Source organism: Kribbella voronezhensis, from assembly GCF_004365175.1.
Classification (GTDB): Bacteria; Actinomycetota; Actinomycetes; order Propionibacteriales; family Kribbellaceae; genus Kribbella; species Kribbella voronezhensis.
In genome coordinates this window covers 204,335-229,671 of sequence record NZ_SOCE01000002.1, presented here as the reverse complement: position 1 = coordinate 229,671, position 25,337 = coordinate 204,335, and the positions used below count along the sequence as shown (strand labels likewise).

Annotated in this window: 20 protein-coding genes; 10 read left to right on the top strand and 10 right to left on the bottom strand. The window is 67.8% G+C overall.

All coding sequences use genetic code 11. From position 1 onward, the window contains the following. The first annotated feature begins 43 nt into the window (after positions 1-43). From EV138_RS28490 to EV138_RS28470, 5 genes are all read left to right on the top strand, one after another. Positions 44-1,456, top strand: coding sequence for a ferredoxin reductase family protein (locus EV138_RS28490; protein ID WP_133982466.1), 1,413 nt, complete (start codon positions 44-46; stop codon positions 1,454-1,456). Between the two features lie 16 nt (positions 1,457-1,472). Then, the gene (locus EV138_RS28485) at positions 1,473-2,024 is read left to right on the top strand and encodes an FMN-binding protein (protein ID WP_133982464.1); all 552 of its coding nucleotides are present in this window, start codon (positions 1,473-1,475) and stop codon (positions 2,022-2,024) included. Continuing rightward, positions 2,021-2,479 carry an FMN-binding protein gene (locus EV138_RS38285; protein ID WP_238158480.1) on the top strand — a complete coding sequence of 153 codons (459 nt, stop codon included), beginning with the start codon at positions 2,021-2,023 and terminating at the stop codon, positions 2,477-2,479. Before EV138_RS28485 ends, EV138_RS38285 begins: the two co-directional genes overlap by 4 nt. A gap of 109 nt (positions 2,480-2,588) precedes the next feature. Beyond that, positions 2,589-3,254, top strand: coding sequence for a response regulator transcription factor (locus EV138_RS28475; protein WP_133982462.1), 666 nt, complete (start codon positions 2,589-2,591; stop codon positions 3,252-3,254). Continuing rightward, positions 3,226-4,338: a sensor histidine kinase gene (locus EV138_RS28470; RefSeq protein WP_133982459.1), complete on the top strand. Its 1,113-nt coding sequence runs from the start codon at positions 3,226-3,228 to the stop codon at positions 4,336-4,338. Before EV138_RS28475 ends, EV138_RS28470 begins: the two co-directional genes overlap by 29 nt. Here EV138_RS28470 and EV138_RS28465 read toward each other — a convergent pair. The 8 genes from EV138_RS28465 to EV138_RS28430 all read right to left on the bottom strand — a co-directional run bounded on the left by EV138_RS28465 (position 4,328) and on the right by EV138_RS28430 (position 19,072). After that, positions 4,328-6,148, bottom strand: a complete 1,821-nt coding sequence (locus tag EV138_RS28465; protein ID WP_133982457.1) for a copper resistance CopC/CopD family protein — start codon at positions 6,146-6,148, stop codon at positions 4,328-4,330. The genes EV138_RS28470 and EV138_RS28465 overlap by 11 nt on opposite strands. Next, a complete protein-coding gene (locus EV138_RS28460; RefSeq protein WP_133982455.1) occupies positions 6,148-6,624 on the bottom strand; it encodes a hypothetical protein in 477 nt (158 codons plus the stop codon). Before EV138_RS28460 ends, EV138_RS28465 begins: the two co-directional genes overlap by 1 nt. A 64-nt stretch (positions 6,625-6,688) precedes the next feature. Continuing rightward, on the bottom strand, positions 6,689-9,739 hold the full coding sequence (locus tag EV138_RS28455) for a multicopper oxidase domain-containing protein (protein WP_166678779.1): 3,051 nt from the start codon (positions 9,737-9,739) through the stop codon (positions 6,689-6,691). Between the two features lie 11 nt (positions 9,740-9,750). Then, the gene (locus EV138_RS28450; protein WP_133982451.1) at positions 9,751-11,043 is read right to left on the bottom strand and encodes a multicopper oxidase domain-containing protein; all 1,293 of its coding nucleotides are present in this window, start codon (positions 11,041-11,043) and stop codon (positions 9,751-9,753) included. 16 nt (positions 11,044-11,059) lie between these two features. Continuing rightward, positions 11,060-12,313 (bottom strand): multicopper oxidase domain-containing protein, encoded by a 1,254-nt coding sequence (locus EV138_RS28445; protein ID WP_133982449.1) that lies wholly within the window; start codon positions 12,311-12,313, stop codon positions 11,060-11,062. A gap of 84 nt (positions 12,314-12,397) precedes the next feature. Next, positions 12,398-17,797 (bottom strand): hypothetical protein, encoded by a 5,400-nt coding sequence (locus EV138_RS28440; RefSeq protein ID WP_133982447.1) that lies wholly within the window; start codon positions 17,795-17,797, stop codon positions 12,398-12,400. Between the two features lie 343 nt (positions 17,798-18,140). Continuing rightward, positions 18,141-18,434, bottom strand: a complete 294-nt coding sequence (locus tag EV138_RS28435; protein ID WP_133982445.1) for a DUF1330 domain-containing protein — start codon at positions 18,432-18,434, stop codon at positions 18,141-18,143. A gap of 53 nt (positions 18,435-18,487) precedes the next feature. Next, the gene (locus EV138_RS28430) at positions 18,488-19,072 is read right to left on the bottom strand and encodes a carboxymuconolactone decarboxylase family protein (RefSeq protein ID WP_166678778.1); all 585 of its coding nucleotides are present in this window, start codon (positions 19,070-19,072) and stop codon (positions 18,488-18,490) included. 82 nt (positions 19,073-19,154) lie between these two features. Here EV138_RS28430 and EV138_RS28425 point away from each other — a divergent pair, with 82 nt between their 5' ends. The 4 genes from EV138_RS28425 (at position 19,155) to EV138_RS28410 (ending at position 22,209) form a co-directional block, all read left to right on the top strand. Next, a complete protein-coding gene (locus EV138_RS28425) occupies positions 19,155-19,499 on the top strand; it encodes a winged helix-turn-helix transcriptional regulator (protein ID WP_202866981.1) in 345 nt (114 codons plus the stop codon). A gap of 71 nt (positions 19,500-19,570) precedes the next feature. Beyond that, positions 19,571-20,077, top strand: a complete 507-nt coding sequence (locus tag EV138_RS28420) for a MarR family winged helix-turn-helix transcriptional regulator (protein WP_133982442.1) — start codon at positions 19,571-19,573, stop codon at positions 20,075-20,077. Positions 20,078-20,091: 14 nt separating this feature from the next. Beyond that, the gene (locus EV138_RS28415) at positions 20,092-20,925 is read left to right on the top strand and encodes a helix-turn-helix transcriptional regulator (RefSeq protein WP_133982440.1); all 834 of its coding nucleotides are present in this window, start codon (positions 20,092-20,094) and stop codon (positions 20,923-20,925) included. Between the two features lie 342 nt (positions 20,926-21,267). Beyond that, complete coding sequence (locus tag EV138_RS28410) at positions 21,268-22,209, top strand: NADP-dependent oxidoreductase (protein WP_133982438.1); 942 nt, start codon at positions 21,268-21,270, stop codon at positions 22,207-22,209. A gap of 499 nt (positions 22,210-22,708) precedes the next feature. Here the strand turns inward: EV138_RS28410 and EV138_RS28405 are convergent, their stop codons facing one another. Together EV138_RS28405 and EV138_RS28400 are read right to left on the bottom strand one after the other, a co-directional pair. Then, on the bottom strand, positions 22,709-23,713 hold the full coding sequence (locus EV138_RS28405; protein ID WP_133982436.1) for a GNAT family N-acetyltransferase: 1,005 nt from the start codon (positions 23,711-23,713) through the stop codon (positions 22,709-22,711). Positions 23,714-23,823: 110 nt separating this feature from the next. After that, the gene (locus tag EV138_RS28400; RefSeq protein WP_133982434.1) at positions 23,824-24,594 is read right to left on the bottom strand and encodes an SDR family NAD(P)-dependent oxidoreductase; all 771 of its coding nucleotides are present in this window, start codon (positions 24,592-24,594) and stop codon (positions 23,824-23,826) included. 353 nt (positions 24,595-24,947) lie between these two features. Here EV138_RS28400 and EV138_RS28395 point away from each other — a divergent pair, with 353 nt between their 5' ends. Then, positions 24,948-25,316, top strand: coding sequence for a GNAT family N-acetyltransferase (locus tag EV138_RS28395; RefSeq protein ID WP_166678777.1), 369 nt, complete (start codon positions 24,948-24,950; stop codon positions 25,314-25,316). The last annotated feature ends 21 nt before the right edge of the window (positions 25,317-25,337 follow it).

Below are 25,337 nucleotides of genomic sequence, written 5' to 3'. Positions count from 1 at the left end.
GCATCGTCGTCATCACCAGTCACCAAGACGCCGGAGCCGCTCGATGACCACCCTGAGGACCACCCGACCGACCTGGTCCTCGCACGTCAGACTGCGTCCACGCCGTACGCCGGCCTGGTGGCGCGACGCGGTGGCCATCAGCTGCTGGGGCAGCGCCCTGGTCGTCGTCCTGCTGTGGTTGTCCGGTCGCGGCCTGCAACTGCTCGCCGCCGGCCCGGCCGATCTGCTCATCTCGACGGGCCGGCTGACCGGACTCGTCGCGGCGGATCTCCTGCTCGTCCAGGTGTTCCTGATGGCCCGGGTGCCGATGATCGAACGCAGCTACGGGCAGGACGAGTTGGCCCGGCGACACCGGCTCGTCGGTTTCTACTCCTTCAACCTGCTGCTGGCCCACATCGTCCTCATCACGGTCGGCTACACCCTCCGCGATCACAGCAGCCTGCTCCGGGAGACCTGGACCGTCGTCACGACGTACGGCGGGATGCTGCTGGCCGTGGCAGCCACGATCGCGCTGACGCTGGTGGTTGTCACCTCGGTGCGGCTGGCGCGGCGAGCGCTGCGGTACGAGTCGTGGCACCTGCTGCATCTCTATGCCTACGTCGGTGTCGCGTTGTCGATCCCGCACGAGATCTGGACCGGCCAGGACTTCTCCACCTCGCGGCTCGCGCAGGTCTACTGGTGGTCCGCGTACGCCGTCGCTGCCGGTGCGATCGTCTTCTACCGGGTCGGTCTGCCGATCTGGCGCACCCTGCGGCACGGGATCACCGTGATCTCGGTCGTCCGGGAGAGCGCTGATGTCGTCAGCGTCGAACTGGCCGGCCGCGGTCTGCACCGCCTCGGCGTGCAGGCTGGTCAATTCCTCGTCTTCCGCTTCCTCGACGGACCCGGTTGGTCCCGCGGCAACCCCTACTCGCTGTCGGCCCAGCCGCGGCACAACCGGCTGCGCATCACCGCCAAGGACGCCGGCGACGGCAGCAGCCGGCTGGCCGGGCTCCGGCCGGGGACCAAGGTCCTGATCGAAGGCCCGTACGGACGGCTCACGGGTGAACGCCGGATCGGCCGCCGCGTCGCGATGCTTGCCTGCGGCATCGGTATCACGCCACTGCGAGCGCTGCTGGAGGATCTGCCCTACTCCCCTGGCGACGCCGTCTTGGTCTACCGGGCCCGCAGTGCGCCCGATCTGGTGTTCCGCGAGGAACTCGAGGACCTTGCCCGGCAACGCGGCATCACCGTCCACTACCTGCTCGGACGTCGCATCGCCGACCGGAACTCGTGGTTGCCGCAGGAAGCAGCCGAGTGGGACGACAGCGCCGCCCTGGAGGCCCTGGTCCCGAACCTTTCGTCGTACGACGTCTTCGTCTGCGGGCCTGATCCGTGGATGGACGCAGTGGCAGACGCGGCTCTGCAGGCGGGCCTGCCGCCGGACCAGCTCCATCAAGAACGGTTCACCTGGTGATCAAGCGGAGGATCGGATGAGACGCGGCGCCACCCTTGCGATGTCGGCGATCAGCCTGGCGGTCGTCGGCCTCGGACTACGGGCGAGCGCGAAGCCGGCCGAGGACCAGAACACCGCCTCGGTACTGCCCAGCCGGACCACGCCGGTTCCCGGCAGAACACCCACTGGCTCGCGAACCAGCCGGCCACCCACTGGTTCGCGAACCAGCCGGCCACCCACTGGTTCGCGGACCAGCCACCCGCCGGCTGCTCCGCGAACCACGTCACCGGCGACGCCGGCCCGGTTGACGTTCACCGGCACGCTGGTCGATACGCCGTACGGGCCGGTGCAGGTGGAGTTGCGGATCAGGGCCGGCCGAATCGTGACTGCCAAGGCTCCGGTCAGACCGCAAGGCGACAGCCAGACCGACAGCATCAACCGCCAGGCGGTTCCGCAACTGAACCAGGAAGTGATGCAGGCCCAGAACGGGCGGATCGACACGGTGTCCGGCGCGACGTACACCTCCGCGGGATACAAGACCTCGCTCCAGGCGGCACTCGACTCGGCACACCAAGCGGGGGCGCTGTGAGACCCGCACCGATCAGCCGCACCCGCCGGAACCTTGTGGTTCTGGGCGGTAGCGCGGCTGTGCTGGGCCTGCTGTTCCTCTATCCGACCAGCACGAACTCCAAGAGCGGGACAACCTCGTCGGCGGTACCACCAGGCGTTGTCCGTACGGCGCCCGGAACGGCCACGGGGAGCACCGTGGTGAACGGCACCTCGGTGCCGACCAGATACGGCCCTGTGCAGGTGCGGCTGACGATCCGCAACGGACGGATCGTCACCGCGACCGCGATCGACTACCCCTCCTCCGGCGGCCGGGACCGGGCGATCAACAGCTACGCCATCCCGCTGCTGCAGCGCGAAACCGTCGCGGCCCAGAGCGCGCACGTCGACACGGTCTCCGGCGCGACGTACACATCGGACGGCTATCGGGGATCGTTACAGGCGGCTATCGACGCTGCACATCTGAAAGGAAAGTGAGCCGACCCCCCTTCCGCCTGGAGTCACGGAGAGCCACAATGACCTAGGGGTTGGAAAAATGGGGATCGGGGCGGGCGGATCCGGCGGAAGCCGGTTCTGAGGGGGCTGGATGACGAAGATTCTTGTTGTCGACGACGAGCCGGATCTGGTCCGTTTCGTCCGTCGGGCGCTGGAGGCCGACGGCTATCAGGTGCTGACGGCAACCGAAGGAGCGCAGGGCTTGCTGCTGGCGCTCACCGAGGAGCCGGACATGACGGTGCTCGACCTGCGGATGCCGGGCGTGGACGGTCAGGCCGTGCTGGCCGGCGTACTGGCGACCAGACCCGGCGCCCGGGTGCTGGTGCTCTCGGCCGCCGCCGACATCGAGGCCCGGATCGACTGCCTCGAACGGGGTGCGGTCGACTTCCTGGCCAAACCGTTCGCGATCCGCGAACTGCTCGCCCGGGTGCGGTCGCGACTGCAGAACCCCGGCGACAGCACCGGTGGTTTCGTCCTGCAGGTCGGCCGGATCGCGCTGGACATCCGGGCCCGCCGCCTGCGGGTCGACGGACGCGAGACGACCTTGTCCGAGCGGGAGTTCCTGCTGATGCAGCATTTCATGCGCAATCCGGACGCCGTCTGCTCACGCAGCGAACTGCTGTCGGCGGTGTGGGGCTACGACTTCGACCCGGCGACCAACGTGGTCGATGTGTACGTCGGCCGGCTGCGTGCCAAGCTTCGCCGGGACGTGATCCAGACAGTGCGCAATGTCGGCTATCAGCTTCAGAGCGCCTGACCGCGGGCTCACCGGGCCGTTCGGCCGGTGGGAGCGGCTACGCCAGGGATTGCGGGACAACCGGCTGACGGACGTGGTGCTGGCGATCTTCGCGATCGCCATGCTCCTGGCGATGAACGCGATGGTCGAGCGCGAGGTCGTGCCGTACCACCTGCTGTTCCTCGGCCTGACCCTGGTCTACGGCTTCCGCGTCTGGCCGCTCGGGCAGACCCTGATCGTCACCTTGCTGATCACCGGGCTGACCGGCTGGATCCTGGTCGCTCATCAGCTCGCCGACGGGAGCAACCGAGCGGAGTGGGCAGAGATCCCGCTGATGCCGTTGCTGTTCCTGGCGATGGTCTGGCACGCCCGCCGACGGGTCGCCGCCCAGCGCGAGGTGGAGGTGATGGCCGAGCAGCGACGGGCCGCGCTGCTCCGCGAACGTGAATTCTTCCGGGACGCCTCGCACGCGATCCGTACGCCGGTGACGATCGCGCGCGGTCATCTCGAACTGCTCGACGCGGGCCGCACCGATCCGGTCGCCCGCGAGGACCTGGCGATCGCCCTGCGCCAGCTGGATCGGATGACCGCCTTGTCCAACCGGTTGCTCGCGCTGGCCAGACTGGACTCCGGCAGCGCTGTCCGGCCGCAGCGGCTCGACCTCGCCCACTTCCTGGAAGAAATCGTCCGGAACTGGCGCAGCAGTGCCGATCGGGTCCTCGAGCTCGATCCGCTCCCGGTGATGCCCGCCGCGATCGACCCCGAGTGGCTCGAGCTGGCGATCGACGCGGTCATCGAGAACGCGGCCCACTTCACCGGTCCGGGCGACCGGATCCAGCTGTCCTGCCGGGCCGAACCGGGGCGGTTCGTGATCGGGATCGGGGACTCCGGACCAGGGATCGCGGCCGAGGACCTGCCGCATGTGTTCGAACGGTTCTGGCACCGACGTCCACCGAGCGGATCGATGGGCAGCGGACTCGGCCTCCCGATGGCCCAGGCAGTCGCCCAGGCGCACGGCGGTCAGGTCACCGCGGGCGTCAGCCCGCTGGGCGGCGCCCTGTTCGAGATCACGCTGCCGTCCGGCGACCAACTGGTCATCGACTGACCGTTCCGGCCCGTTGCAACACCGCTTCGTCCTCAGCTCCTCCGGGCGCTTCCACCAGTTCGCGTGCCGTCTCGGAACCGGCGCCGATCCTGGACACCCCGAAGATCCACCAGCCGGCACCGATCACGATCGTGACCGCCAACCACAGCAGCAACAGCCAGTTGCGTAGTGGTCTGGTGGACACGAGCTCGGTCCGGGCGGTCGCTGGGTCCCCTGACACCACCCACCGGTAGGTGTGGACGGCTGCCGGCAGACCGGTCCGCTGGACCGAGACCACGACGTGCGCCGAACCGCTGCCGGCCAGGACGACGGGAGCCGACCATCGGCCGTCCGGGAGTCGTTGCGCAGCCACCGGCGGCTGGGTGGTGCCGTCCGCATCGACCAGCCCTATCGTCACGGTGCGGACGGGCGCCGGTGCCGGGCGCCTGGTGTCGAAGACCTCGACCATCACCAGATTGCGGCCCGGTGCGTTCGGGCGGACCGCCAACGTCTGCTGCAGATCTGCGACGCGTGCATCCTGCAGCGGCACTGCCACGGCCGCCGGGTCCCGGACCAGCTGTGGCTCCAGTGCAGGCTGGCCGCTGGTGATCAGCCCGGACAGCCCCAGTACCGCGACGGCCAGGGCTGCCTCTGCCAGGATGGTTCCGCGCCGAAGCGACGCCGTACGCCGCAGCCGCCGGTGGTTGACCACACCGAGTACTCCGATCACCGCGACCACGCCGACCTTGAGCAGGAGCGTCCGGCCGTACCAGGTGGCCAGGGCTGCGTCCACCGAACCGATCACGCCGCTGCTCAAGTAGATGCCGGTACTGATCACCACACTGATGCAGAGCGCGGCCGGTAGCCCGAAGGCACGCAGTACGGTCATTGCTGCTGGCAACTTGTGCCGGTGCCGGGTGGCGGCCGTGACGTAGACGAGGACGATCACCAGCGCGCCGGCCCAGGCCGAGGCCGCCAGCAGGTGAAGGGTATCGGCAACGACTCTGGTGTACGACGGCGGCGAACTCGCACCGGAGTGACCGAGCAGAGCTGCACCGCAACCGACCAGGACTGCGCCCAGGACCAGAGCCGACGTCCGGATCCGCGACACACCCAGCACGGAGGCCGCCAGCAGCAGGCCGAATCCTGCCTCCCGCAGTCCCCACCGAACGCCGTACTGGCCGGCCAGAAGGCTCGTGCTCGCGCCACCACGGAGCTGGAATTCCAGCAGGAGAAGGCTTCCCAGCAGTCCTCCGACCGCACCGGCCAGCTGGCTGCGGCGCGCCAGGTGCAGCCAGTCGGGGGCTGTCGGTCCGGCCGGTCTGGTGAGCAACCGGCTCAGCAGCGCACCACCCAAGCTGAAAGCCAAGGAGAGGAAGACCAGCCAGCGCAGCCCGGACTCACCTGCGGCCGGCTTCGGTTCGATGAGGCCGGCCGAGTCGACCTGACGGCCGACACCGAAGACGAGTACGCCGGCGGTCCGATGCAGGTCGTCCGCCGACAACGTCTGCCAGGACAGCCGGTAAGCGCCCTTCGGCAGGACCGGCAGGGTGGCCAGCAACCGCGCCGGTTCCTCGCCACCTTCACCCTCGATCCGCAGCCCGGACACCGGATAACGCCGCCCGTCCTCGCTCACGAGGTCGAGTTGCGTCGCGGCCAGGACCACCGTCTCGCTGAAGTCCAGCCGCAGCTGACGAGGCGCGGCCGCCAGGGAGCTGCCGTCCGCCGGACTGCTCGAGGTGAGGAACGCATGCGCGCTGGCAGTCTGTGGCGAACAGATCGCCAGCAACGCGATCAGGAAGGCCACCAGCGCGATCCGGCGCCTGTGCATCACAACACCGGCGCGTGCTGCAGGCTCAGCGACCCGACCAGGACGGTCGCCTTCTCCGAGTGCTGCAAGGCGCCCTTGGTGTTCTGGTAGACCAGGTAGTAGGTCTGGCCCGCGCGCAACGTGTGCCCTTGCTTCATCACCGACACCCGCTTGGTCCCGCCGTCGCGCTTCTCACTCCGAAGCTCCGGCGGATGCTGGACGTCGGACTGGAACCGGGTGGCCTTCTCACTGTCCAGCACGACATAGGTGAGCGTGATCAGGCCGCCGTCGCCGACCACGGCGATCCGGCTGAACCGCACGCCGTACTGCGCTTCGATGGCCGAGCTCTGCGGGAATTCGGTACTCCCCGACGAGCCCTTGGCGATGGCATAACCGCCGGCCGCCAGCCCGACGACCAGCACGGTCGCCACGATGACGATCCGCCGGGCCCATCGGCCGGGAACCTTCCGGATCTTGCTGATTGCTGAAGCGAACATGTCCTCCCCCTCCCAAGGGACAGCGCCGGGACCCTGAGCGCCCAGGGTCCCGGCTGTTCGTCGACTACGGCATCGTGAACCGGGTCGAGGCGAAACTGTCGAAGTACGCCCGGCCGGTCGAACTGCTGCTCAGGCCGGCGGACACCCCCAGCCAGGCCGTCTCGATCCGCAGCGTGCTGGTGTTACCGGTCTGCAGCGACCGGCTCACCCCGTCGACCAGGAGCCGCAGCGATCCCGCGTTGGTTCCGGTCGCCGGACCGGAGACCCAGTCGACCTGCAGGGTGTGCGTCCCTGCTGTCAACGTGACCCAGGCGCCGGTAAGGGCACCCGCCCCACTCCTGTCGAACACCGTCCGGACCTGCGCGGAGCCGGCGTTGAACCGGTACTCCAACGCGTAGACCTGACCGCTTGCCGCGGTCCGGCCCTGCAACAAGGCCAGCGCCGTGTTCGCGTTGGTCCCCGAGGTGAGCGTGTTCCGGTTGAACACGAACCTCGCGTGGTACGTCGTCTCGGCCGTCGGTGTCGTGTCGGTCAGATAGCCGTTGCCCGGCAGGGTGACCTGCAGGCCCCGGACACTGCCCGGCTCGATGGCGGTCGGCAGCGCCGCGGTGGTGGTGTTGGCCACTCCGCCCGTGCTCGAGCTCCAGAACCCGAAGCCGCCCGACTCGAACGTATCGGAGAAGATCCGGTTCGGCCGTTGCACCGACACCGTCGTAGCGACCGGCTTGCTCCAGTTGCCCGCCAGATCCTGCACCCGCAGGTTGAAGACCTGGTTGCCCGGCGGCACTGTCGCCAGCGGGATCGTCACCTGGACCTTGCCGGCCACCACACTCACCGGCACCGAGGTGCCCTTGCCGACGCCGGGATCCGTCGTACCGAGCCAGTACTCCGCCTTCGCGATCAGCGACGCGTCGGTGACCGGCGCGGACAGGGTCAGCGTGTCCGCCCCGTTGGTCGGGTTCGGCGTCGCCGTCAGGGCGCCCAGAACCGGAGCCGTCTTGTCGACGACGAGGTTCACTGCGAACAGCGGACCCCAGTTCCCGGCCGCGTCCTGGCCACGGACGTAGACGTGATGCGTGCCGTCGGCAAGTGCTTTCACCTGGGTCAAGGGGATCAGCCCGTAGAAGGCCTCGCCGTTGGAGTCCAGCTTGCCGTCGACCGGCAGCAACTGCAGCCCGGTGCCACCGGCCGGGTTCGGTGCCGGATCGAGGAACGCCTCGGCGTCGGTGAGCAGGCTCTGTGCCGCGCCGCCCGCGTCCTTGTCGGTGATCTGCGCCGAGATCAGCAGGTTGCCCGGGTGGCTCTTGTCGGCGAGCACCGCGTTGGTCGGGTTGGGTCCGACGCCGGCCGCGTCGACGGCAGGACCGGTGAGGTCGATCGGCAACTCGATGTCCAGCGGCGGACCCCACAGCCCCAGCGAGTCCTTGCTGTGCACGAAGACGTGGTGCAGTCCTTCGGGCAGGCCCGCCAGCACGGCGGGAGCAAGGTCGGCGTCCTCCGACACGACCGTGGCGCTGCGGTTCAGCGTCATCGGCGTACCGGATCCGTCCGCGGTCACCGTGTCGAGGAAGTATTCGGCGTTGGTGATCACGCCACCAGCATCGGTGTCGTCGCCGGTCGCAGAGACGCTGACCGTGGTGCCGCCGTTCGACGGGACGTCGGCGATCGAGCCGTTCGTCGTCTGCGGTCCGGTCTTCGGCAGGTTCAGGATGACCGAGCCCACGACGCCCCAGTTGCCGGCCGCGTCCAGCGCCCGGACGAAGACGGTGTGCCGGCCGGCATCGAGCGCATCGAGCACGGCCGTGGTGATCGTGCCGCTGGCGCCGGTGATGCTCACACCGCTGCCGGGCAGGCTCATCGGCGTACCGAAGCCCACTCCGGTCGCCACGGCGTCGTCGATCACGAACTCCGCCTGGGTGACGGTCGATCCCCCGGTGGTCGCGTCGCTGACATCGGCGGTCACCGTCACGTCGGCCTTCCCGTCGGACGGGTTGGGCGTCACCTTGAGGTGCGTCGAGACGGGACCGACGCCGTCTGTGCTGGGCGGCGGCGCGCTCGTGTCCAGGAAGGTCAGCATGCCACCGAACGCCGACTGCAGCGGATCGGCCGTGTGCTGCCCGTTGTTGTTCAGGTGCCGTGACGAGTCGTAGACCGCCAGCTTCGCCTCGGGACCGGTCGGCATGGTGACCAGTGCGTCCAGCGTCTGCCCCGGGTCGATGCTCTCCGCGGCGACGGTGGTGGCGTAGTGCGCGGGATGACCGCCCTGGGCGATCTCGACCTGCTCGCCGCCCAGCACGTTCATCGGATGCGTCTGCGCACCCACGTTGACGTAGCGCACCAGAACCTTGTGGCCCTGGTCCGTGGCCACCGGATCGGTCGCCGGGAACGGTTTGCCGTTGATCAGCCGGTACTTCGGAGCGAAGTCGCGCAGGTCGAAGGCATTCGGGTTCGCGTTGAACGCGGGGTCGATCTCGCTCAGGACGAGCACGGCGTCGTCGTCGTACGCCGTCGCGGGGAACCCGGCCGGCTGACTGCCGTACGCGGTGCCGTCGGACGGCAGCACGATGAACGCGCCGGCCAGGCCCATGGCGACCTGGCGGGCTCCGTTGGCCGTGTGCCCGGCCTCGTAGAGGAAAGTACCGGCGCGACCGGCCGTGAAGGTGTACGTCCGGTCGCCGGAGCCGATGCCGGTGGTGTCCTCACCACCGGAGGGAAGCGGCTGGCCGGGGAAAGCCAGCGACACGTTCTGTCCCGCCAGCTGATTGTGCAGGGTCACGCTGACCTGGTCGCCCTGATGAACCACCAGGACCGGCCCAGGAGCCTTGGCTGTGCCGGCGGCACCGGTCGGGGAGAATCCCCAGATCGGCACCGGGTTGCCCAGCACGGTCGTCGTACCGGCCATCGCGTACAGGTCGCAGGCGGCCGTACCGGCGGCGAAGGCGCAGCCGCTCGGAGTGAGCTTGCCTACGGCAACAGAAGCGGCGGCCGGCCGGAGCTGGGGCCGGGCAGCCTGCTGTACCTGCGTCGTTCCCGCGGCCGGCCCGGTCATCGCCCAGGTGAGCGCGGCGACCGCGACGACCGTGGCCGTGCCACGGAATCTCTTCGGCATCGTCATCGTCGGGCCCCTCACTGGCTCGCGCAACCGGCGGGCGGGTCGATGCGGAAGACCGTCATCATGCCGCCGAAGGCTGCCCCGTAGTTGGTCGCTTGTTCCAGCGCGTGGCTGTGCGCGATGTGGTAGTACTCGCCACATTCGTTGTTCTGCGTCAGGTTCGCCGGCACGCTGTTCTTCGTGCCCAGGTAGCCGCTCTCGGAGAACCAGGTGTCCGAACCGACCAGCAACTGGTCGGTGATCGCCGGGATCTGGGTCGGGATCGGGTTGGTGGTCGCGTTCCAGTGTTCGGTGTCACGCCAGTCCATCAGCACGTCGACGGTCTGGCCGGGGCCGACGTCGAGGTCGTACTTCTGGTACGACAGGTCCTGTCCGGCCGGTCCCTGGAGGGAATGACCGTCCCTGTTGACGACGCGCTCGTCACTTCCGTGCGGATGGAACGGATAGTTCACGCTGCCGGCGTTGAGGTACCGGATGGTCGCCGGCAGCGGGTTCGTCGCCGCGTCGTACGGCTTGATGTGGACCAGTGCGCCGTACGGCTGCGAAGGCAGCCACGGGGCGTTGTTCGGCGCCAGGGTGTCCGGCATGCTGCGGCCGTTGATCATGAAGTAGCGCGCCGTCGAGGCCGCCCAGTTGACCGGCTGGTTGCGCTCCACCGCGAGATGGACGTCGGGGTCGATCTCGGACAGCAGGTACACGTATTCCTTGCCGGCGGTGAAGGCCGAGTCGGCCCGGTCGTTAACCTGGTTGGGATGACCGGCGGGCCGGACCACCAACGCGCCGTACAAGCCCATCTGGAGCTGCTTGTCGACGTCGGTGCCGGTCTCGTACAGGTAGGTGCCGGGGCTGCCGGCGGTGAAGGTGTAGGTGACCGAGCCGTCGTTCGCGGCCGCCGGCTGGACCAGGGAGGTCAGCGAGCCGCCGGAATCGAACTGCGGCTGCGCCGGGTTGCCGTTCGCCTTCACCGACTTCTGGCCGGGGAACACGATGGAGGTTGCCTCTGGCAACTTGTTGTGCAGTACCACGGTGACCGGCTTCCCGGACTCCACGCAGAGCGTGGCACCGGGAAGCTGGAAGCTCCGCTTGCTGTTGCCGTAGCTCCACATGTAGATCGAGTTGCCGTCCGGCGTGGAGACGTAGCCGTCCTCGGCCGTCAGTGAGAAGGTCTGGTTCGAATCGGTGTCGCACAGCAGCCCTTCCGACATCGCCACCGAGGCGGCTGCCTGCGACCAGACCAGCGCCGAGGCACCGATCACCGCCGCGGCCGACAGGAGTGCCAGCGGGCGTCGGATCGTGAGTCGTTTCATCGGATCATCACCCCAGTCACGCGTTCGCCGCGGTCTGTGCCGGATAGGTGCCCGGGGCGCCGACGACGATCTTCGTCATCATGCCGCCGTAGCCGGGACCGCCGCCGTTGTCGAGGTAGGAGTACTTGCGGTCGTAGAGCAGGTACTCCCCCGGTGCCGGCGCGACGAAGATCGCGTCGCGGCTCTCCCCGGGGCCGACCTCGACCATGTTGGTGGTCAGGTAGTTCGTGGTGCCGTCGCGCCCCTTCAGCAGGCTGGCGTCCTTGGCGATCACCGTGAGGTCCAGGTTGTCCACGGTCATCGCGTGGTTCTGGTAACCCAGGTTCGACATCCGCAGCAGCACCCGGTCGCCGGAGTTGCACCTGATCAGCGACGAGATCGGCTGGTACTGCAGGCGTCCTGCCGCCGTACTGAGCGGATCGCCGTTGGCCGCGGTCGTGTCCGGGTAGGCCCGGCCGTTCAGCAACCAGAAGCTCGGGTCGTAGTCGGTCCAGTCGTTCACCTGGATGTGTGCGTCCCGGTAGTGCGCGGCCGACCAGAGCTCGGTCAGCATGAAGGCGAACTCCCGGTCGTACGCCGTCGAGCCGTCGCCGTCGTTGTAGGCATAGCGCTCACCGGGGTGCAACGGCGTCCGGTTCTGCTTCGGCCGGACGAACACCATCCCGGTCATCCCCATCTGAACGTGTTCCACGTCCTCGAAATGGCAGTGGTACATGTAGGTCCCGGCGTCGTGCGGCCGGTAGAAGTAGGTCAGGTCGCGGCCGATCGGCACCGCCAGCGACAACTCCGGGACGCCGTCGAACAACGGGATCGCGTTGACGAAACCGTGCCAGTGCAACGTGTGCCCGTCGAACAGGTCCGGCCGCTGTGCCAGGCCGAGGTTCGTCAACGTGAGATAGATGTCGTCCTCTTCGTCGAAGGCCATCATCGGCGCGCTGATCTGCGCCTTGCCCCGTTGGGCGGCCACCTGGTTGGAGGCCATCCCGGTCACGTCGCGGAAGCCGAACACGTAGGTGTTGAACGGGCTCGGTGCCAGCGGGTCGGGGAAGAAGGGCGGATCCGGCGGCGCGTCGCCCGGCATCGCCACCCAGCCGTCGGTGCCGGCCAGGTGGACCTGCTTCATCGGGTGGACCGCGGTTGCGGAAGTGGCCAGGCCGGGTGCCGCGCTCGCGGTCAGCAGCCGGCCGCTGAGCAGCACGCCGCCGACGACACCCGCGCCGCTGAGGAAGGAACGCCGCGAGACGCCGCGTCGTACGGGAATATCGGTCACTGGGATCTCCTGAAGTCGGTGGAACTGGTCAACTGGCGGCGAAGGTGTGGCCTGCCCGTCGGAGGGCCGGGCAGGCCACCTCCATCACGGCGTCATCTGGTCCGAGCCGGCGTCGTACCGGCGTTGCTGGAGCGGGAAGACACCGGTGACGGTCGGCCGGGGTTGACCGTCGATATCAGGCGAGGGCGCGGGAACCGTGTAGCTGAAGCCCGTGGTCGGCGTACCCCAGCGGACGACCGCACTGGCCGCGCCGAGCCCTCGTGCCGGGGTGGTCGGCGTACCGGTCGCGACATGGAAGTCACCCATCAGCGAGGGTGGCAGCAGTTGCGCCACGATCGCCGCCTGCCGGAAGGCCGGGTAGGACCGGACCGCAAGCACGTTCACCGTCACCTCGTACGGCGAGACGAACCGCGGGTCGGCCGTGGAGTTCGACGGATCCGGGGCGGAGCCCGTCTCGTCCTGCAGCACCGAGTGGGTGGGCGTCAACAGCGCGCCGGGCACGTCGGCGACACCCATGTCCCAGTTGTTCACGGAGTTGGCCGTGCCGTCGGGTAGCTGACCACCGATGCCGTAGACCCAGCCGCCACCGAAGGAGCCGGCCCGGTTGTCCCAGAAGACGTCGTTGAGCAACGTCGGCTTGCTGTACGTCGTGTTGCCGAGCGCCTGGGAGCCGGGGAACAACGTCGTGTTCCGCAGCCTTGCCTGCAACGGATCGCTGTTCGCCGCGGTGGACAGGCCGGCCGGAGCCGGATCGCCGTTGCTGGTCACCGCCGTGGCCGTGGTGAGGTTCTTCGTCACCGTGTTGTTGACCACGTTGACGAACGGTGCGTCATCCATCGCCAGGCCGCCACCTTCGTGCGCGGAGACGTTGTCGGCGATGGTGTTGTCGGTGATGTCGATCGGTTGCGGGTCGTTCCGGGTGATGTGCGAGCCGCCGACCTGCAGCAGCCGGATGCCGCCACCGTCGTCGTTGGCCAGGTTGGTCTGGATCGTGTTCCGGTCGATCTTGACCGGGCCGCTGCCGGGGGACAGCGCCGTCGGCGTCGCCGGGAGTTCACCGGCGACCATGATGCCGCCGCCCTCGTCGTAGGAGGAGTTGAACCAGATCCGGTTGCCGGTGATGCTTCCACCGTTGCTGCCGCCGGCGTTCGCCATGTAGCCGAAGGCGGAGATCCCGCCGCCGTACTCCGCGGAGAAGTTGCCGCAGATCGCGTTGGCGTCGATCTGGTAGCCGTCGCTGCCGGTGAACAACCCGATCCCGCCGGCCAGGTTGGTACCGCCGTTGTCGCGGAGCTGGTTCCTGGCGATGACCGGGTCGTAGTTGCGGTTGTCACCGACGTACGGAGTACCGATCCGGATGCCGCCGCCGTACGAGCCCCCGTTGCCGACGATCACGTTGTCGGTCACCCGCAGGTTGCGGACATTCGCGTGGGCGTAGACCCCGCCGCCCTGGGTCACCAGGGCACCTGCCGCGCCATACGGCGTCTTGATGCCGCCGGTGAGCACGTTGACGTTGCCGGGGATGTCGGCCTGGGCGCCACCGGTGATCGTGAAGCCGTCGAGCGTGACCGGCCAGCTGGCCGGGGTGACGCCTGCCAGTGCCGGATCGTCGAGGGCCGTGACGACCGCGGAGTCGGGAACCGCAGGGTCACCGGAGTACGTCAGGCCGCTGATCCGGGTGATCCAGTCGATCCCGTTCTGGTTGTCGAGGTTGAAGCCCGAGCCGTCCAGGATCGAGCCCGGGACCCAGGTGTTCGCCGCGTCGAAGCCACCGGGGCCGACGCCCTGGATCTTCACCTGGTGATGAACGATGACGTTCTCGTTGTAGTCACCGCGCGGGTTGGCGGCCGTCTGCGCGTTCGGCCAGACGACGACCAGGTGGTAGGGCTTGGCCGGCACGATCACCTGGCCGGCATTGTTGCGCACGGCCCTGGTCGGCCGGGCCGCCTCGAGACCTGCCTGCACCGTCTTGTACGTCTTGGCCGGACCGACCTCGGTCAGCTGTGGATTGTTCGGATCGGTGCCGGGGATCGACGCGTTGGTTGCCGACAGCACCTGGATGGTGATGCCGTTGACACTGCGCTGACCGTTGTGACCGGTGATGGCCAGTTCCGCGGCCCCGAGCGGGAACAGGGCAGGCACGGTGAAGGTCATGCTCTTGTCGGTCCAACTGGTCACCGCCACGGTGGTGCCGTTCAGCGTGATCTTGTCCGGAGCACCGGGGTCGCCGAAGCCCAGGCCGTTGACCGTGATCGACCGGTTCGGGTCACCGCGCCGGATGTAGGGACGGCTGACCGCCAGCAGTTGCGGCGTACTGGCGCCCAGGTCGCAGAAGGTCGGGTTGACCGTCGTCGTGTCCGGTGCCAGGACGGTCGACGCGACCTGGGTCGGTGCCTCGTCCGTCACGGTGTAGAGGCCCGGCCAGCCCTGGAAGTTGGTCGCGATCGTGCGGAACCGTGGGTTGTAGTCGGGATTGAGAGCTCCTGGCTGACCTGGATCGTTGCCGACGAAGCGGTACATGTTCGGGCAGGGTCCGGCCGGTACCGGACAGTTGTAGGTCCCGGTCGACGGCTCCAGCCCTTCGTACATGCCGTTGAAGTCGGTGTGGACGGTGTCCATCAGCCGGCCGGACCAGTCGTACAGCCCGACGGGGACGAAGGGCAGTCCCTGCGCCTCGCCGTAGTTGACGCTGCGCTTGTCGAGCGTGAGCCCGAGGTCGTTCAGTGTCAGACCCCAGAAGTGCGTCGGGATCGGCACGTCGGTGAACAGGCTGAAGTTCGGCGCCGTCGCCTGGTTGGCGCGCAACCCCACCAGCTTGTCGGCACAGGAGGGCCGCTCGTAGCCCTGGTACGGGCTGCCGCCGCCGGCGTTGAAGTTCTCGTTGGTGACGTCGACGGTGTGCAACGGACCGGCACACGGCGAGACGATGCCTGCCTGCTGCGACGGCGGTTGGGTCGGCGGAGTGGGCGTGGCGTCGGGCGGTCCGGCAGGGTCGTTCGCCGCGGCCGGAGTGGCCGGCGGGTAGTTCTCCTGCGGCAGGTAGGTGTCACCGTCGAAGACGTTGACATCCTCTTCCTTGGTGACCTGGTACATCGGCTTGCCGTCGACCGGGTCGTTCGGAATGTCGACCGACACGATGTAGTCGCGGGCCGGCAGATCCTGCTCGGTCCCGGCCGGCAACGGCGCGTACATCGCCAGCCCGTCCGGGTTGTGCACCGTGTCGGTGGGCGGATAGAGGTTGATCTTCGAGGTCGCGAACCCGTAGTTGCCGTTCACCGTCTGGCTGCCGCCCTGGCTGTCACTGGCTCCGACGGCGAGCCCCATCATCGGCGCCTCGACGCACATCGCGTTCGCGGCGGTGCCGAAAGCGGGCAACGCCTGCTGGTCGGTGAGCGGCGTGTTGTTGTACTGGCGCGCGGTGCATCCTCGTGGCGGTTGCCACTTCTCCGAGGTGTAGGAGTCCTGCACCTCCGGTCCCTTGACGAACGCCCCGTACCGCGGGTTGTCCGTCATCCCGCCGTTGCCGTCCGAGACCTGCTTCGGCTCGGTCTGGTACCCCTGCCGGCAGAGCTCTGCCGGCGTGGTGTCGGTACAGGCCAGCGGCACGTAGAGCTTCACCGGTACGTCGGGGATGCCGGGCTGGTACGGCTCGGTCGCCGCCATCGCCGGGTCGAGTTCGTTGCGGGTGACGTCGTAGGTGACCGTACCGACGATGCCGCCGTTGGTACCGGGATCGTAGGGCTGCACACCCCAGTCGATCTGGCCGCTGAGGCCGATGATCGGCAGGAAGTTGAGGTCGACCAGGCTGCCCAGCTGGGTGGTCGCCTTGGTCTCGTTCGCGCCCTTGTAGGTGATGCCGGTGGTCTTGTAGCGGGTGTTGAAGGCTTCCAGTACCAGCCACTTGCCGAGCGGATAGGTCTCCCTGATGTCGTAGTTGCCGTTGACATCGGTTGTGGCCGTGTTCGTGTACTGGTCCATCAGCGAGTTGTCGCGTTCACGGACGGTCAGGGCGAAGCTGGGCACGGCCCGCTCGCCGGTGTCCTGCTTACCGTTGCCGTTGGCATCGATGAAGACCTTGCCGTGCACGTGACTGAACCAGCCGACCAGCATCTCGTTGCCGACATCCGTCACATCTCCGTTGTGCACCTCGACGTTGAAGCTCCACAGGATGTAGTCCTGGTCGTCGTCCCACAGGGTCAGCTGGTAGGTGCCGTCCGGCACGTTCTTGATGTCGAAGCTGCCGTCCGCCGCGCCCCGTCCGACGTACACGGCGGCATCGCCGGCGTCGAGATCGGACAACGCGACCCACGGATTGACGATCGGCCCGTCGGACTTGGCGCCGGCGAACCCTGTCTCCGGCACGACCTGACCGTTCTGACCGCCGATGTAGGGCAGTCCGGCGATCACTACGCCCTTGATCTCGCCGGTCGGCAGCGGAGCGCGGTGGGGCGGGAGCCCCCGGGTGCGGACGAAACCGAACTGGACCGCGGGCACCAGTTCGCGGCCGCGAACCTGCTCGGTGTCGTAGCCGGTCTCACCTTCCTGCTGCCAGATGTCGTGGTCGTGGCCGCCTTCGAGGGTGGTGGTCTGCACCCACTGGTAGGTCTGGCCGGGGGCCGGCGCCGGTGGCGTGACCGTCGCGGCGTACCGGTTCGGACCCATGTTCGGGATCACGATCTGGCCGGTCGAGTCGCTGGTGCACTTACCGGTCGAACGCGTCGTGTCGACGATCGGCCTGTTGTTCGCGTCGAACAGCATCGGCCCGGTGCCATTGGCGTTCTGGTGCCGGTAGACCGTGCAGAGCGCGTTGCCGTAGTAGTCCGTGCTGACCAGACCGAGCACGTCGGTAAGGTTCGCACTGAACCCGGCGAGCCCTTGCTCGGCGTCCATCTCGTAGGTTCCGTCGACCGGCAGATTGTCGTTGAAGACCTGGATCCGCAGCGTGGTGAGAGGCAGCGGGGTCGGGTTCATCCGGACCACGGTGTGGGTGGTCGCGCCCGAGCTGACGGTGAAGTGCTGGCCGTCGATCTTGAAGCCGTCGGCGGTCACCGAGATCAGGTACTTGCCGGCCGGCAGGTTGTCCAGCGCCTTGGTGTCGTTCAGATCCGCCTCGGTGCCCTGGGCAACGATCGGCGCGAAGCCGGAGGTGTTCCGGGTGGACGGCCAGGGACAGGTGTCGGCGTAGTCCGGATCGCTGGATCCGCCGGGCGCGGTGCTCGGCAGACAGCGGTCGGTGAGCTGGTTCGCCGCCGTGCCGGGATTGCCCGTGTCATCGACGTTGATCAGCCACTTGTACTGCGTGACCGGGTCGTTCTCGTGAACGAAGCCCGGTCCTGAGTTCACCGAACGCGCGCTGGCCACGTGCAGCGTGAGGCTGCCCGGACCGGCCGCCGCAGCGGGTCTCGCAGTACCGGCCAGCTGTGCTGCGGACAGGACTGCTGCCAGCAAGCTCACGACGACCAGCGCCCGCAGTGAACGCCCCATGGATGTCAACTGATGTGTCACGACCCCTCCCCCTCTTACCCCGACTCGCGTGCGTCACCCCACGCGACGGTTGTCGAGCGCAACACTGCGGCTGGTAGGAGGGTCAGAGGAGTTTCCTAAAGGCACTGTCATCTTTCTGTCATCCGCCGCAGCGGACCTTCACGCTGCGATCACACGGTCATCTCCGCGCCCAGCCGCTCCAGCCGGCCTTTGCCCCGGAATCGCCGATCCTGAGATACGAACGCTTCGACGGCGTACTGCCGTCCGCTTCCCGCTGCCGCCACCAGACGATCAACGCCAGGGCAGCAACCGCGGACACCGCAAGCACTCGGCTGGGCCTTGGTCAGTCGATGCCTTCGACGATGCGGAAGTCGCGCTCGACGCCGTCCGAGAGGGCGACCAGCGCCTCGTGGTAGGCCGCACTCTCGCGGGCCGCGACGGCCTGGTCGAAGCTGTCGAACTCGACCACGATGGTGCGCTCGGCGATTCCGGCGTCATGTGCCACGACCCGACCGCCACGGACGATGGTCCGCCCGCCGAAGGCCTGGACGGCCGGACGGGCCAACTCGTTGTAAGCAGCCAGCTTGTCAGGGTCTGAAATGGTGCGGTAGACGCTGACCCAGTAGCCCTTGGGCATGGAACCTCCAGTGTTGGAATGAGTGCATCTGACTTACGGGTTGGTCTCGGTTCTCACCGATTGGTGGTGGTGGCGGCGGGAAGGAAGTCGTCGAAGCGAGGCGCGCCGGGCTCGGGCGGCAGACGAGCCGCACGCGCGGCGAAGCTGATGGCGTGGTACCACCCGCACAGCAGAAGCAGATCGAGCAACTGAAGCTCGTCGAAGACCGGCACGAGCCGTGTCCACAGCGCGTCGTCGATGTCGGAACGCTCGTGCAGCGCGTCGACGGCGAGGATGAGCAGCCGTTCCCGCTCGGACGTCCAGCACTCGTCAGCGGGTCCGCCGTGCACCAGGGATGCCGCCTGCTCGCGGTCGAGCCCGACGCGTTCGGCGTACGTCAGCATATGCACGCCCCACTCGTACTCGCAGCCGCACAGCGCGCACGTCCGGTCGATGGCGATCTCGCGCTCCCGCATGGTCAGGGTCAGCTGTCGGCCCAGCTCATAGCGCCCCCATCCGTGCATGGCGCCGGCCATCGGGAGGTTTCTGGCGAACATCCGGAACAGCCCGATCGGCGGTACGTCGCCGGGCATCATGCGCCCGAGCAGCGCGCCCGCCTGGTCGGCGTACGGCGGTTCCAGCAGGGCGATTCGCGTCATCGGCGCCTCCCGTCGAGGTTGTTTCGGAATTCGAAACACGTAGAGATGCTAGTGTTTCGAATAACGAAACGCAAGGAGGGTCATGCCGACACCGCGCCCAGGAAGACCGGTTCGTGGCTCGACGACCGGCCTTCCGATCATGGCCGCGATGGACCTCTTCGGCCGCCGGTGGGCGCTGCGCATTCTCTGGGAGCTGCGGACAGGGCCGCTCGGCGCCCGCGCGCTGCTGGCCCAGTGTGAAGGAATGTCGTCCAGCGTCCTCTACCAGCGGCTTCGCGAACTCACGGCCGGCGGGATCATCGCCCCCTCAACCGACGGCTACGAGCTCACTCCCCTGGGGGAAGCGCTCAGTCACGCCCTCCAACCGCTCAACGAATGGGCGAACACCTGGGCGCAGACGCAAGATCAGAATCCTGCGGAGGCATAAAGGTGCGGCCGGCGGTGGGCGGGACGCTTTCGTGTGGATAACTTCGAATTCAAAGCAGGTACGATCGCGGGATGAGGAAAGCCTCGCCAGGCCTGAGCGAGAAGCAGCTTGGTGCGTACTTCGCTCTGGCGGAGGTCAGCAGCCTTCTTCAGTACGCCGTGGCGGAGCACCTGCGCATCGACGGAGACCTCAGCTACGTGCAGTTTCAGGTCCTCGCCCGGCTCGTCGACGCGCCCGGGGGCAAGCTGCGGATGACCGATCTGGCCGACGGCGTCGTGTACAGCCGGAGCGGGCTGACCTATCAGGCGCGCTTGCTGGACCAGCGTGGCCTGATCACCCGTTCGCCGTCCCCGGACGACGAGCGCAGTGTCATGGTGGCGGTCACGGACGCCGGCCGTGACCTGGTCGCCCAGGTGCTCCCGGGCCATGTCGACCGCGTCCGGCAGCTGTTGTTCGAACAGTTGACCAGCGACGACGTCATCGTCCTCCACAAGGTTCTGGGCCGGGCCCGTGACCACATGCGCGCCGCTCCCCCTCGTTCCGCCAAGCCTCGCGCGCGGCGCAACCGGACCGGCTGAGGCGGGCCGGAGCGATGGATCGTGCGTTGCTGGCGGACTTTCTCCGAGCTCGCCGGGAAGCACTGCAGCCGGAGGAGGTGGGACTGCCGCGAGGCGCCCGGCGTCGTACCGGTGGGCTGCGGCGCGAGGAGGTCGCGGTGCTGGCCGGCATGTCGGCCGACTACTACAGCCGACTCGAGCAGAAGCGTGGACCGATGCCGTCCGAGCAGATGCTGGCCGCAGTGGCCCGGGCCTTGCGGCTCAGCCCGAGTGAGCGGGAGCACCTGTTCGCCCTCGGCGGGCACGCGGCTCCACGGCGTACCCCGCCGGACGACCGGGTCAGCCTGGCCATCAGGACCATCGCAGAGCAGCTCTCGGACACGCCCGCGATCGTGTTCTCCCGGTTCGGCGAGGCATTGCTGCAGAACCCTGCGGCGGTGGCCCTGTTCGGTGACTACACCCGTTTCGACGGCCTGTCGCGCTACCTGGCCTATCGCTGGTTCACCGACCCGGCCCAGCGAGCCATCTATCCACCCGAGGACCATGTCGTACGCGGCCGGGTCTTCACCGTGGACCTGCGGGCGGCGTACACGACCGATCCGGCGGGCACCGCAGGAGAGATCGTCGATGCCCTGCTGGCGATCAGCCCCGAGTTCGCCGAGGTCTGGCGACGGCACGAGGTGGACGTCACCCATCACCACGAGCTCAAACGCTACCGGCACCCGGAACTGGGCGAGTTGGAGTTGTACAGCCGGCGGCTGGTGGATCCCGACGAGGGCCAGGATCTGCTGGTCTTCATGGCCGAACCCGGATCACCGAGTGAGGCGAAGCTCCGGCGACTGGTCACCCTGGCCGGGGACGAGGCGTGACTCCCTTATCCATGGTCTGTCATACCGTGGATGACGAGAGCATTCACCCGCTTCCCGTTCTGCGCCACGCTTGAGTGGTCGAACCGGGAAGGCGGTGAGCACCGTGGATCGGGAAACAGTGGCGCACTCTCTCCAGCAGCGCCATGACGGAGTGGCACCCGGCCGACCCGTTCACCGAGCAAGCCCGGTCCTCGAATTCATCGTTGAGCAGCTACCGGCCGGCAGCAATCCCGGCTGAGCCGGCTGTCACCGCCAAACCCCACTTGCTTCGGTTTCGGAGCTTGCCATGCCAAAAATGCTTCGGAATCGAAGCACGACGACATCAGAAAGACGAGGCCCGTCATGAAGGCAGTACGTTTCCACGAGTACGGCACCCCCGAGGTCCTGCGCTACGAAGACGTGGACCAGCCGGCGCCCGACGTCGGCGAGATCCGGATCCGGGTGGCGGCGACGTCGTTCAACCCGGTCGAGGGCAACATCCGCGCCGGTGTCATGCAGGGCCCCATCCCGATCCGGCTGCCGCACACCCCCGGCCTCGACATCGCGGGCACGGTCGACGCGCTCGGCGAGGACGTGACCGGCTTCGACATCGGGGACCGGGTGATCGGCGCCCTGCCGCTGACCAGCACCGGCGCGGCCGCGGAGTACGTCGTCGCTCCCGCCCAGCTTCTGACGGCGGCCCCCACGAGCGTCCCGCTGGTGGACGCCGCCGGACTACCGCTCGTCGGCCTCACCGCGTGGCAGGCGCTGTTCGACCACGCGAAGCTGACCACCGGCCAGCGGGTGCTGGTCAACGGCGCGGGCGGCGTCGTCGGTGGCTACGCGGTGCAGCTGGCCAAGAACACCGGCGCATACGTGATCGCCACCACCGGCCCGCACAGCTCCGAGCAGGCGAAGCTGGCCGGCGCCGACGAGATCCACGGTCCCGGGATCCCGGAGCTGTCCGAGCCGGTCGACGTCGTGCTCAATTTCGCCCCGCTCGCCCCGGAGCAGATGGCCGCCCTGGCCGCCGTGATCCGCGACGGCGGCGTTCTGGTCAACACCACCGTGTGGATGCCCGCTGCGTCCGACGAGGCCCGCGGCGTACGGGGAATCAATCTTTTCTTCCGCCCCGATGCCGAACAGCTCGCCCAACTGGTGACCCTCCTCGACGCCGGCAAGCTGCACCTCGGCCCGACCCGGCGAGTGCCGCTGGCCGGACTGGCACAGGTGCACACCGAAGCCGCCACCGCCCCGATCAACGGCAAGATCGTCTTCGTCACCCCCAACGCCACCCTCGACTAGAGAAGGCACTCGCCCCCCCCGTCGCCGAGCACTCCACCATCCTCACAGCAAGAATTCCGCAAACGCCTTGCCAACAAGGCTATTCGAACTCGCCTGAAGTCTTCCCAAGCAGTCGGCACGCCCCCGATCTACTCGCTGCCGCCGAGGCCCCGACCTTGGGAGCACTTCACTGACAACGGCATCCAATAGCAACGCACCGCCAGTAAAAGCTATCGCCACTACGCCATATGAGTCGTTCGACGCGTGGAGGTATCGGGAGGACACCGGATATGTCGAGGGTGCCGACCTGGTCGGTTACAAGATCGCCGCGACTGACGGCGATATCGGCAAGATCGATGAAGCCGGCCCGGTATGTGATCGCCACCTTCTGCCTTGCACCACTGCCAGCGAGAGTGCGTTGTCTCTCGCTCTGCCGCGGAGAGCAAACATTTGGCATGGCCTCGTGGCAAACGTGACGATCGCTGATCGCGGCTAGCTGCGCACCGACGCCGTCATAGGCCTACAGCCGCTCATCTGCCGCCTCGTCATCGATCTGGCTGCCGCGCAGGTAGTGGGAGAACGCAGAGTCGTGCTTGGGGTGCCGCCGATAGCGTGCCGGAACGACCCGGCCTTCGAGGTCGTCCGCGGTGCTGTCGGCGAAGCGCCACATTCGGCGGGCGATTCGGCCCGGAACGCCGACGTGTGGCGAGTTGGGATGCGTACGCGTCGGTGAGTTGTCCTGTGAGGTCAGCAGGTCCTCGGCGAGGACGGCGAGTGCATCCCGATCGGAGTCCGCCGCGATTCGGACGGCGACCATGCTCTCGAGTTGCTCGTGTTCCGCGAGCAGCCGATCGATCACGGCCCACACCTCGTCGTGTCCTAGGTCCAGATAGCGCTTGTCGCCGTACTGACGGCCTTTCAGGACACGCAGTGACTGCTCGAGCCTTCTCAGGTTGCCCAGATACCCTGAGACCTCGTCCGACGGCCAGTTCCTTGCCTGGTGCAACAGCACCTCGGCCGATGCGGCGAGGTGCTGAGCGGCGTACGCCGTGAACATGTCCGCGCCGTGCCGACGGTGATGCGGAGCAGACAGGTTGCTCCGCGGCACCGCGGCCAGGTCGTGCAGCCGCGCATGTTCGGAGCGCAGCGCCGCGTCGAGACGTGAGTCCGAGGTCCCGGCTCGCGCCAACGCGTTCCGGTCGGACATCCCTGGTTGTACGGAGTCGATCAGGCGACGATGCTCCGGATGCTTCCTGAGGTAGCGGTCGATGGCCGGGCAGTAGTTGGTGACCTGCGCGCCGCGTGTGTCCAGGTCATCGAATACGGTCCGGATCAGGAGCGTTGCGAGTCCCCGACCGCGAAGGTCCGATCGAATCTCAGTGAGTCCGAAGACCCGTCGATCGTCCACATCTCGATAGTCGAGAGTGCCGGCAATCTCCTGATCGAGCCGCAGCTCGTAGTAGCCGAGCTCAGGGTTCTCGACGATTCTGATCCGTGCTGCCTGGTCGTCCAGGAGGATCTTCACAGCGCAGGCCCCCTTACGGGTTCGGGATTTCGCAGCGCACTTTCCTGGTGTCGCCGCGGCGCGCGACTCTTACCTTGCGCCCGCGGCGACTCGGTCCGGACGGTTCCTGATCAGCTGCGCCCGGCCATCACTCCGCCGTCCACGTTCAGGATCGCGCCGGTGATCCAGCTCGCTTGCTCGGACAGCAGGAAGGTGATCGCCGACGCGATGTCGCCGGCGGTGCCCACCCGGCCCAGCGGATGGAACGGGTTGAACTCCTGGATCGCTTGCTCGAGCTGGTCCTTCGGGATGAAGCCCTCGTAGAGCGGCGTGGCCACCACCGCGGGCGCAACTGCGTTCACCCGGATGCCGTCGCCTGCGAGCTCCATCGCCAGGTTGTGCGTCAAGGCGTGCAGCCCCGCCTTCGCCATCGAGTATCCAGTCGCGGGAGTTGCCGCGATTGCCTGGTGCGCCCACATCGAGCCGATGTTGACGATCGCACCACCGTGTCCTGCCTCCTTCATGCCCCGGACCACGGTCTGGGTCAGGAAGAAGATCGCGCGGCTGAGTTCGAGGTAGGCGTCGTAGTCCGCGCCTTGGTAGTCGAGAAATCCCCTCGGGATGAAGAACCCGGCCGCGTTCACCAGCAGGGTCGCGTCCGAATGATCCGCCGCGAGACGCTTCTGGACCTCTTCGACCTGGTTCCGGTCGGCCAGGTCCGCGGTGATTCCCCACGCCCTGCCTTCACCGAGCTCAGCGACAGTCTCGTCCACCTTGGCCTGGTTGCGGCCGACGATCACGGCGCTGGCGCCCAGCCCGACGATGTCCGCGGCAGTCTGACGGCCCATGCCGCTGCTTCCGCCGATCACTACAAGTTTGCGTCCGTCGAAGTTCCCGGTCATCACGTACTTCCCTTCAAATCGAGCTTGTCTGTGGTGTCGCGACCAGAAGCCGCGCGCGGGGCTCAGGTGCCCGCAGCGATCGCACCGGCTGCTACGCAGCCCCAGATGCCGTTACGCTTCTGACCAACGAGATCGCCGACGGGTCGGACGGTGCCCGGCGTCATCGCCCGAATAGTCAGTGTCGACAGGCCGCGCGGTCTTACCGAGGCCGGTGAACTTGTCCGGCGGGCCCCGCACACTGGGTCGGATCGATGCGCAGGGCAACGAGATTCTCCGCCGGCGTACCAGTCCCTGATCACGCCGTCGGTAAGACGCCGCGAACGGATCGACACTCACCCACTGGAGGAGATTCGATGAGCAAGGAAGAACACGGGTCGGCAGCCGAGGAGCTGGTCGACAACACCGATCAAGGTCGCTTCGAACTCCATCGCGACGAAGACCTTGTCGGCTGGCTCTACTACACGCGCCTGAGACCCAACCGGTACGCCCTACGACACACCGAAGTCGAGCCGAGTCATCAACACCAGGGCGTCGCAGGCGCGATGGTGCGGCGAGTACTCGACGAGATCCGCACCCGCGAGGGCACGATCACCGCTATCTGTCCCTTTGTGGCGGAGTTTCTCTCGCGTACGTCGACGTACGCCGATCTGATCGACACGCGGCACCCCGGCTACCCCGATCGCGCCACCGCCGAGGCGGCACAGCAGCAGTCGACCGACTGAGGCTGCCGGGGCCGTGCTCAC

Excerpts from the sequence above, each read along its gene's own strand:
- EV138_RS28425 (WP_202866981.1), top strand. The coding sequence starts at position 19,155 with ATGCCGACACCGCGCCCAGGAAGACCGGTTCGTGGCTCGACGACCGGC.
- EV138_RS28450 (WP_133982451.1), bottom strand. The coding sequence starts at position 11,043 with ATGAAACGACTCACGATCCGACGCCCGCTGGCACTCCTGTCGGCCGCG.
- EV138_RS28415 (WP_133982440.1), top strand. The coding sequence starts at position 20,092 with ATGGATCGTGCGTTGCTGGCGGACTTTCTCCGAGCTCGCCGGGAAGCA.
- EV138_RS28420 (WP_133982442.1), top strand. The coding sequence starts at position 19,571 with ATGAGGAAAGCCTCGCCAGGCCTGAGCGAGAAGCAGCTTGGTGCGTAC.
- EV138_RS28485 (WP_133982464.1), top strand. The coding sequence starts at position 1,473 with ATGAGACGCGGCGCCACCCTTGCGATGTCGGCGATCAGCCTGGCGGTC.
- EV138_RS28455 (WP_166678779.1), bottom strand. The coding sequence starts at position 9,739 with ATGACGATGCCGAAGAGATTCCGTGGCACGGCCACGGTCGTCGCGGTC.
- EV138_RS28460 (WP_133982455.1), bottom strand. The coding sequence starts at position 6,624 with ATGTTCGCTTCAGCAATCAGCAAGATCCGGAAGGTTCCCGGCCGATGG.
- EV138_RS28430 (WP_166678778.1), bottom strand. The coding sequence starts at position 19,072 with ATGACGCGAATCGCCCTGCTGGAACCGCCGTACGCCGACCAGGCGGGC.
- EV138_RS28465 (WP_133982457.1), bottom strand. The coding sequence starts at position 6,148 with ATGCACAGGCGCCGGATCGCGCTGGTGGCCTTCCTGATCGCGTTGCTG.
- EV138_RS28435 (WP_133982445.1), bottom strand. The coding sequence starts at position 18,434 with ATGCCCAAGGGCTACTGGGTCAGCGTCTACCGCACCATTTCAGACCCT.
- EV138_RS28475 (WP_133982462.1), top strand. The coding sequence starts at position 2,589 with ATGACGAAGATTCTTGTTGTCGACGACGAGCCGGATCTGGTCCGTTTC.
- EV138_RS28470 (WP_133982459.1), top strand. The coding sequence starts at position 3,226 with ATGTCGGCTATCAGCTTCAGAGCGCCTGACCGCGGGCTCACCGGGCCG.
- EV138_RS28395 (WP_166678777.1), top strand. The coding sequence starts at position 24,948 with ATGAGCAAGGAAGAACACGGGTCGGCAGCCGAGGAGCTGGTCGACAAC.
- EV138_RS28400 (WP_133982434.1), bottom strand. The coding sequence starts at position 24,594 with ATGACCGGGAACTTCGACGGACGCAAACTTGTAGTGATCGGCGGAAGC.
- EV138_RS28410 (WP_133982438.1), top strand. The coding sequence starts at position 21,268 with ATGAAGGCAGTACGTTTCCACGAGTACGGCACCCCCGAGGTCCTGCGC.
- EV138_RS28440 (WP_133982447.1), bottom strand. The coding sequence starts at position 17,797 with ATGGGGCGTTCACTGCGGGCGCTGGTCGTCGTGAGCTTGCTGGCAGCA.
- EV138_RS28490 (WP_133982466.1), top strand. The coding sequence starts at position 44 with ATGACCACCCTGAGGACCACCCGACCGACCTGGTCCTCGCACGTCAGA.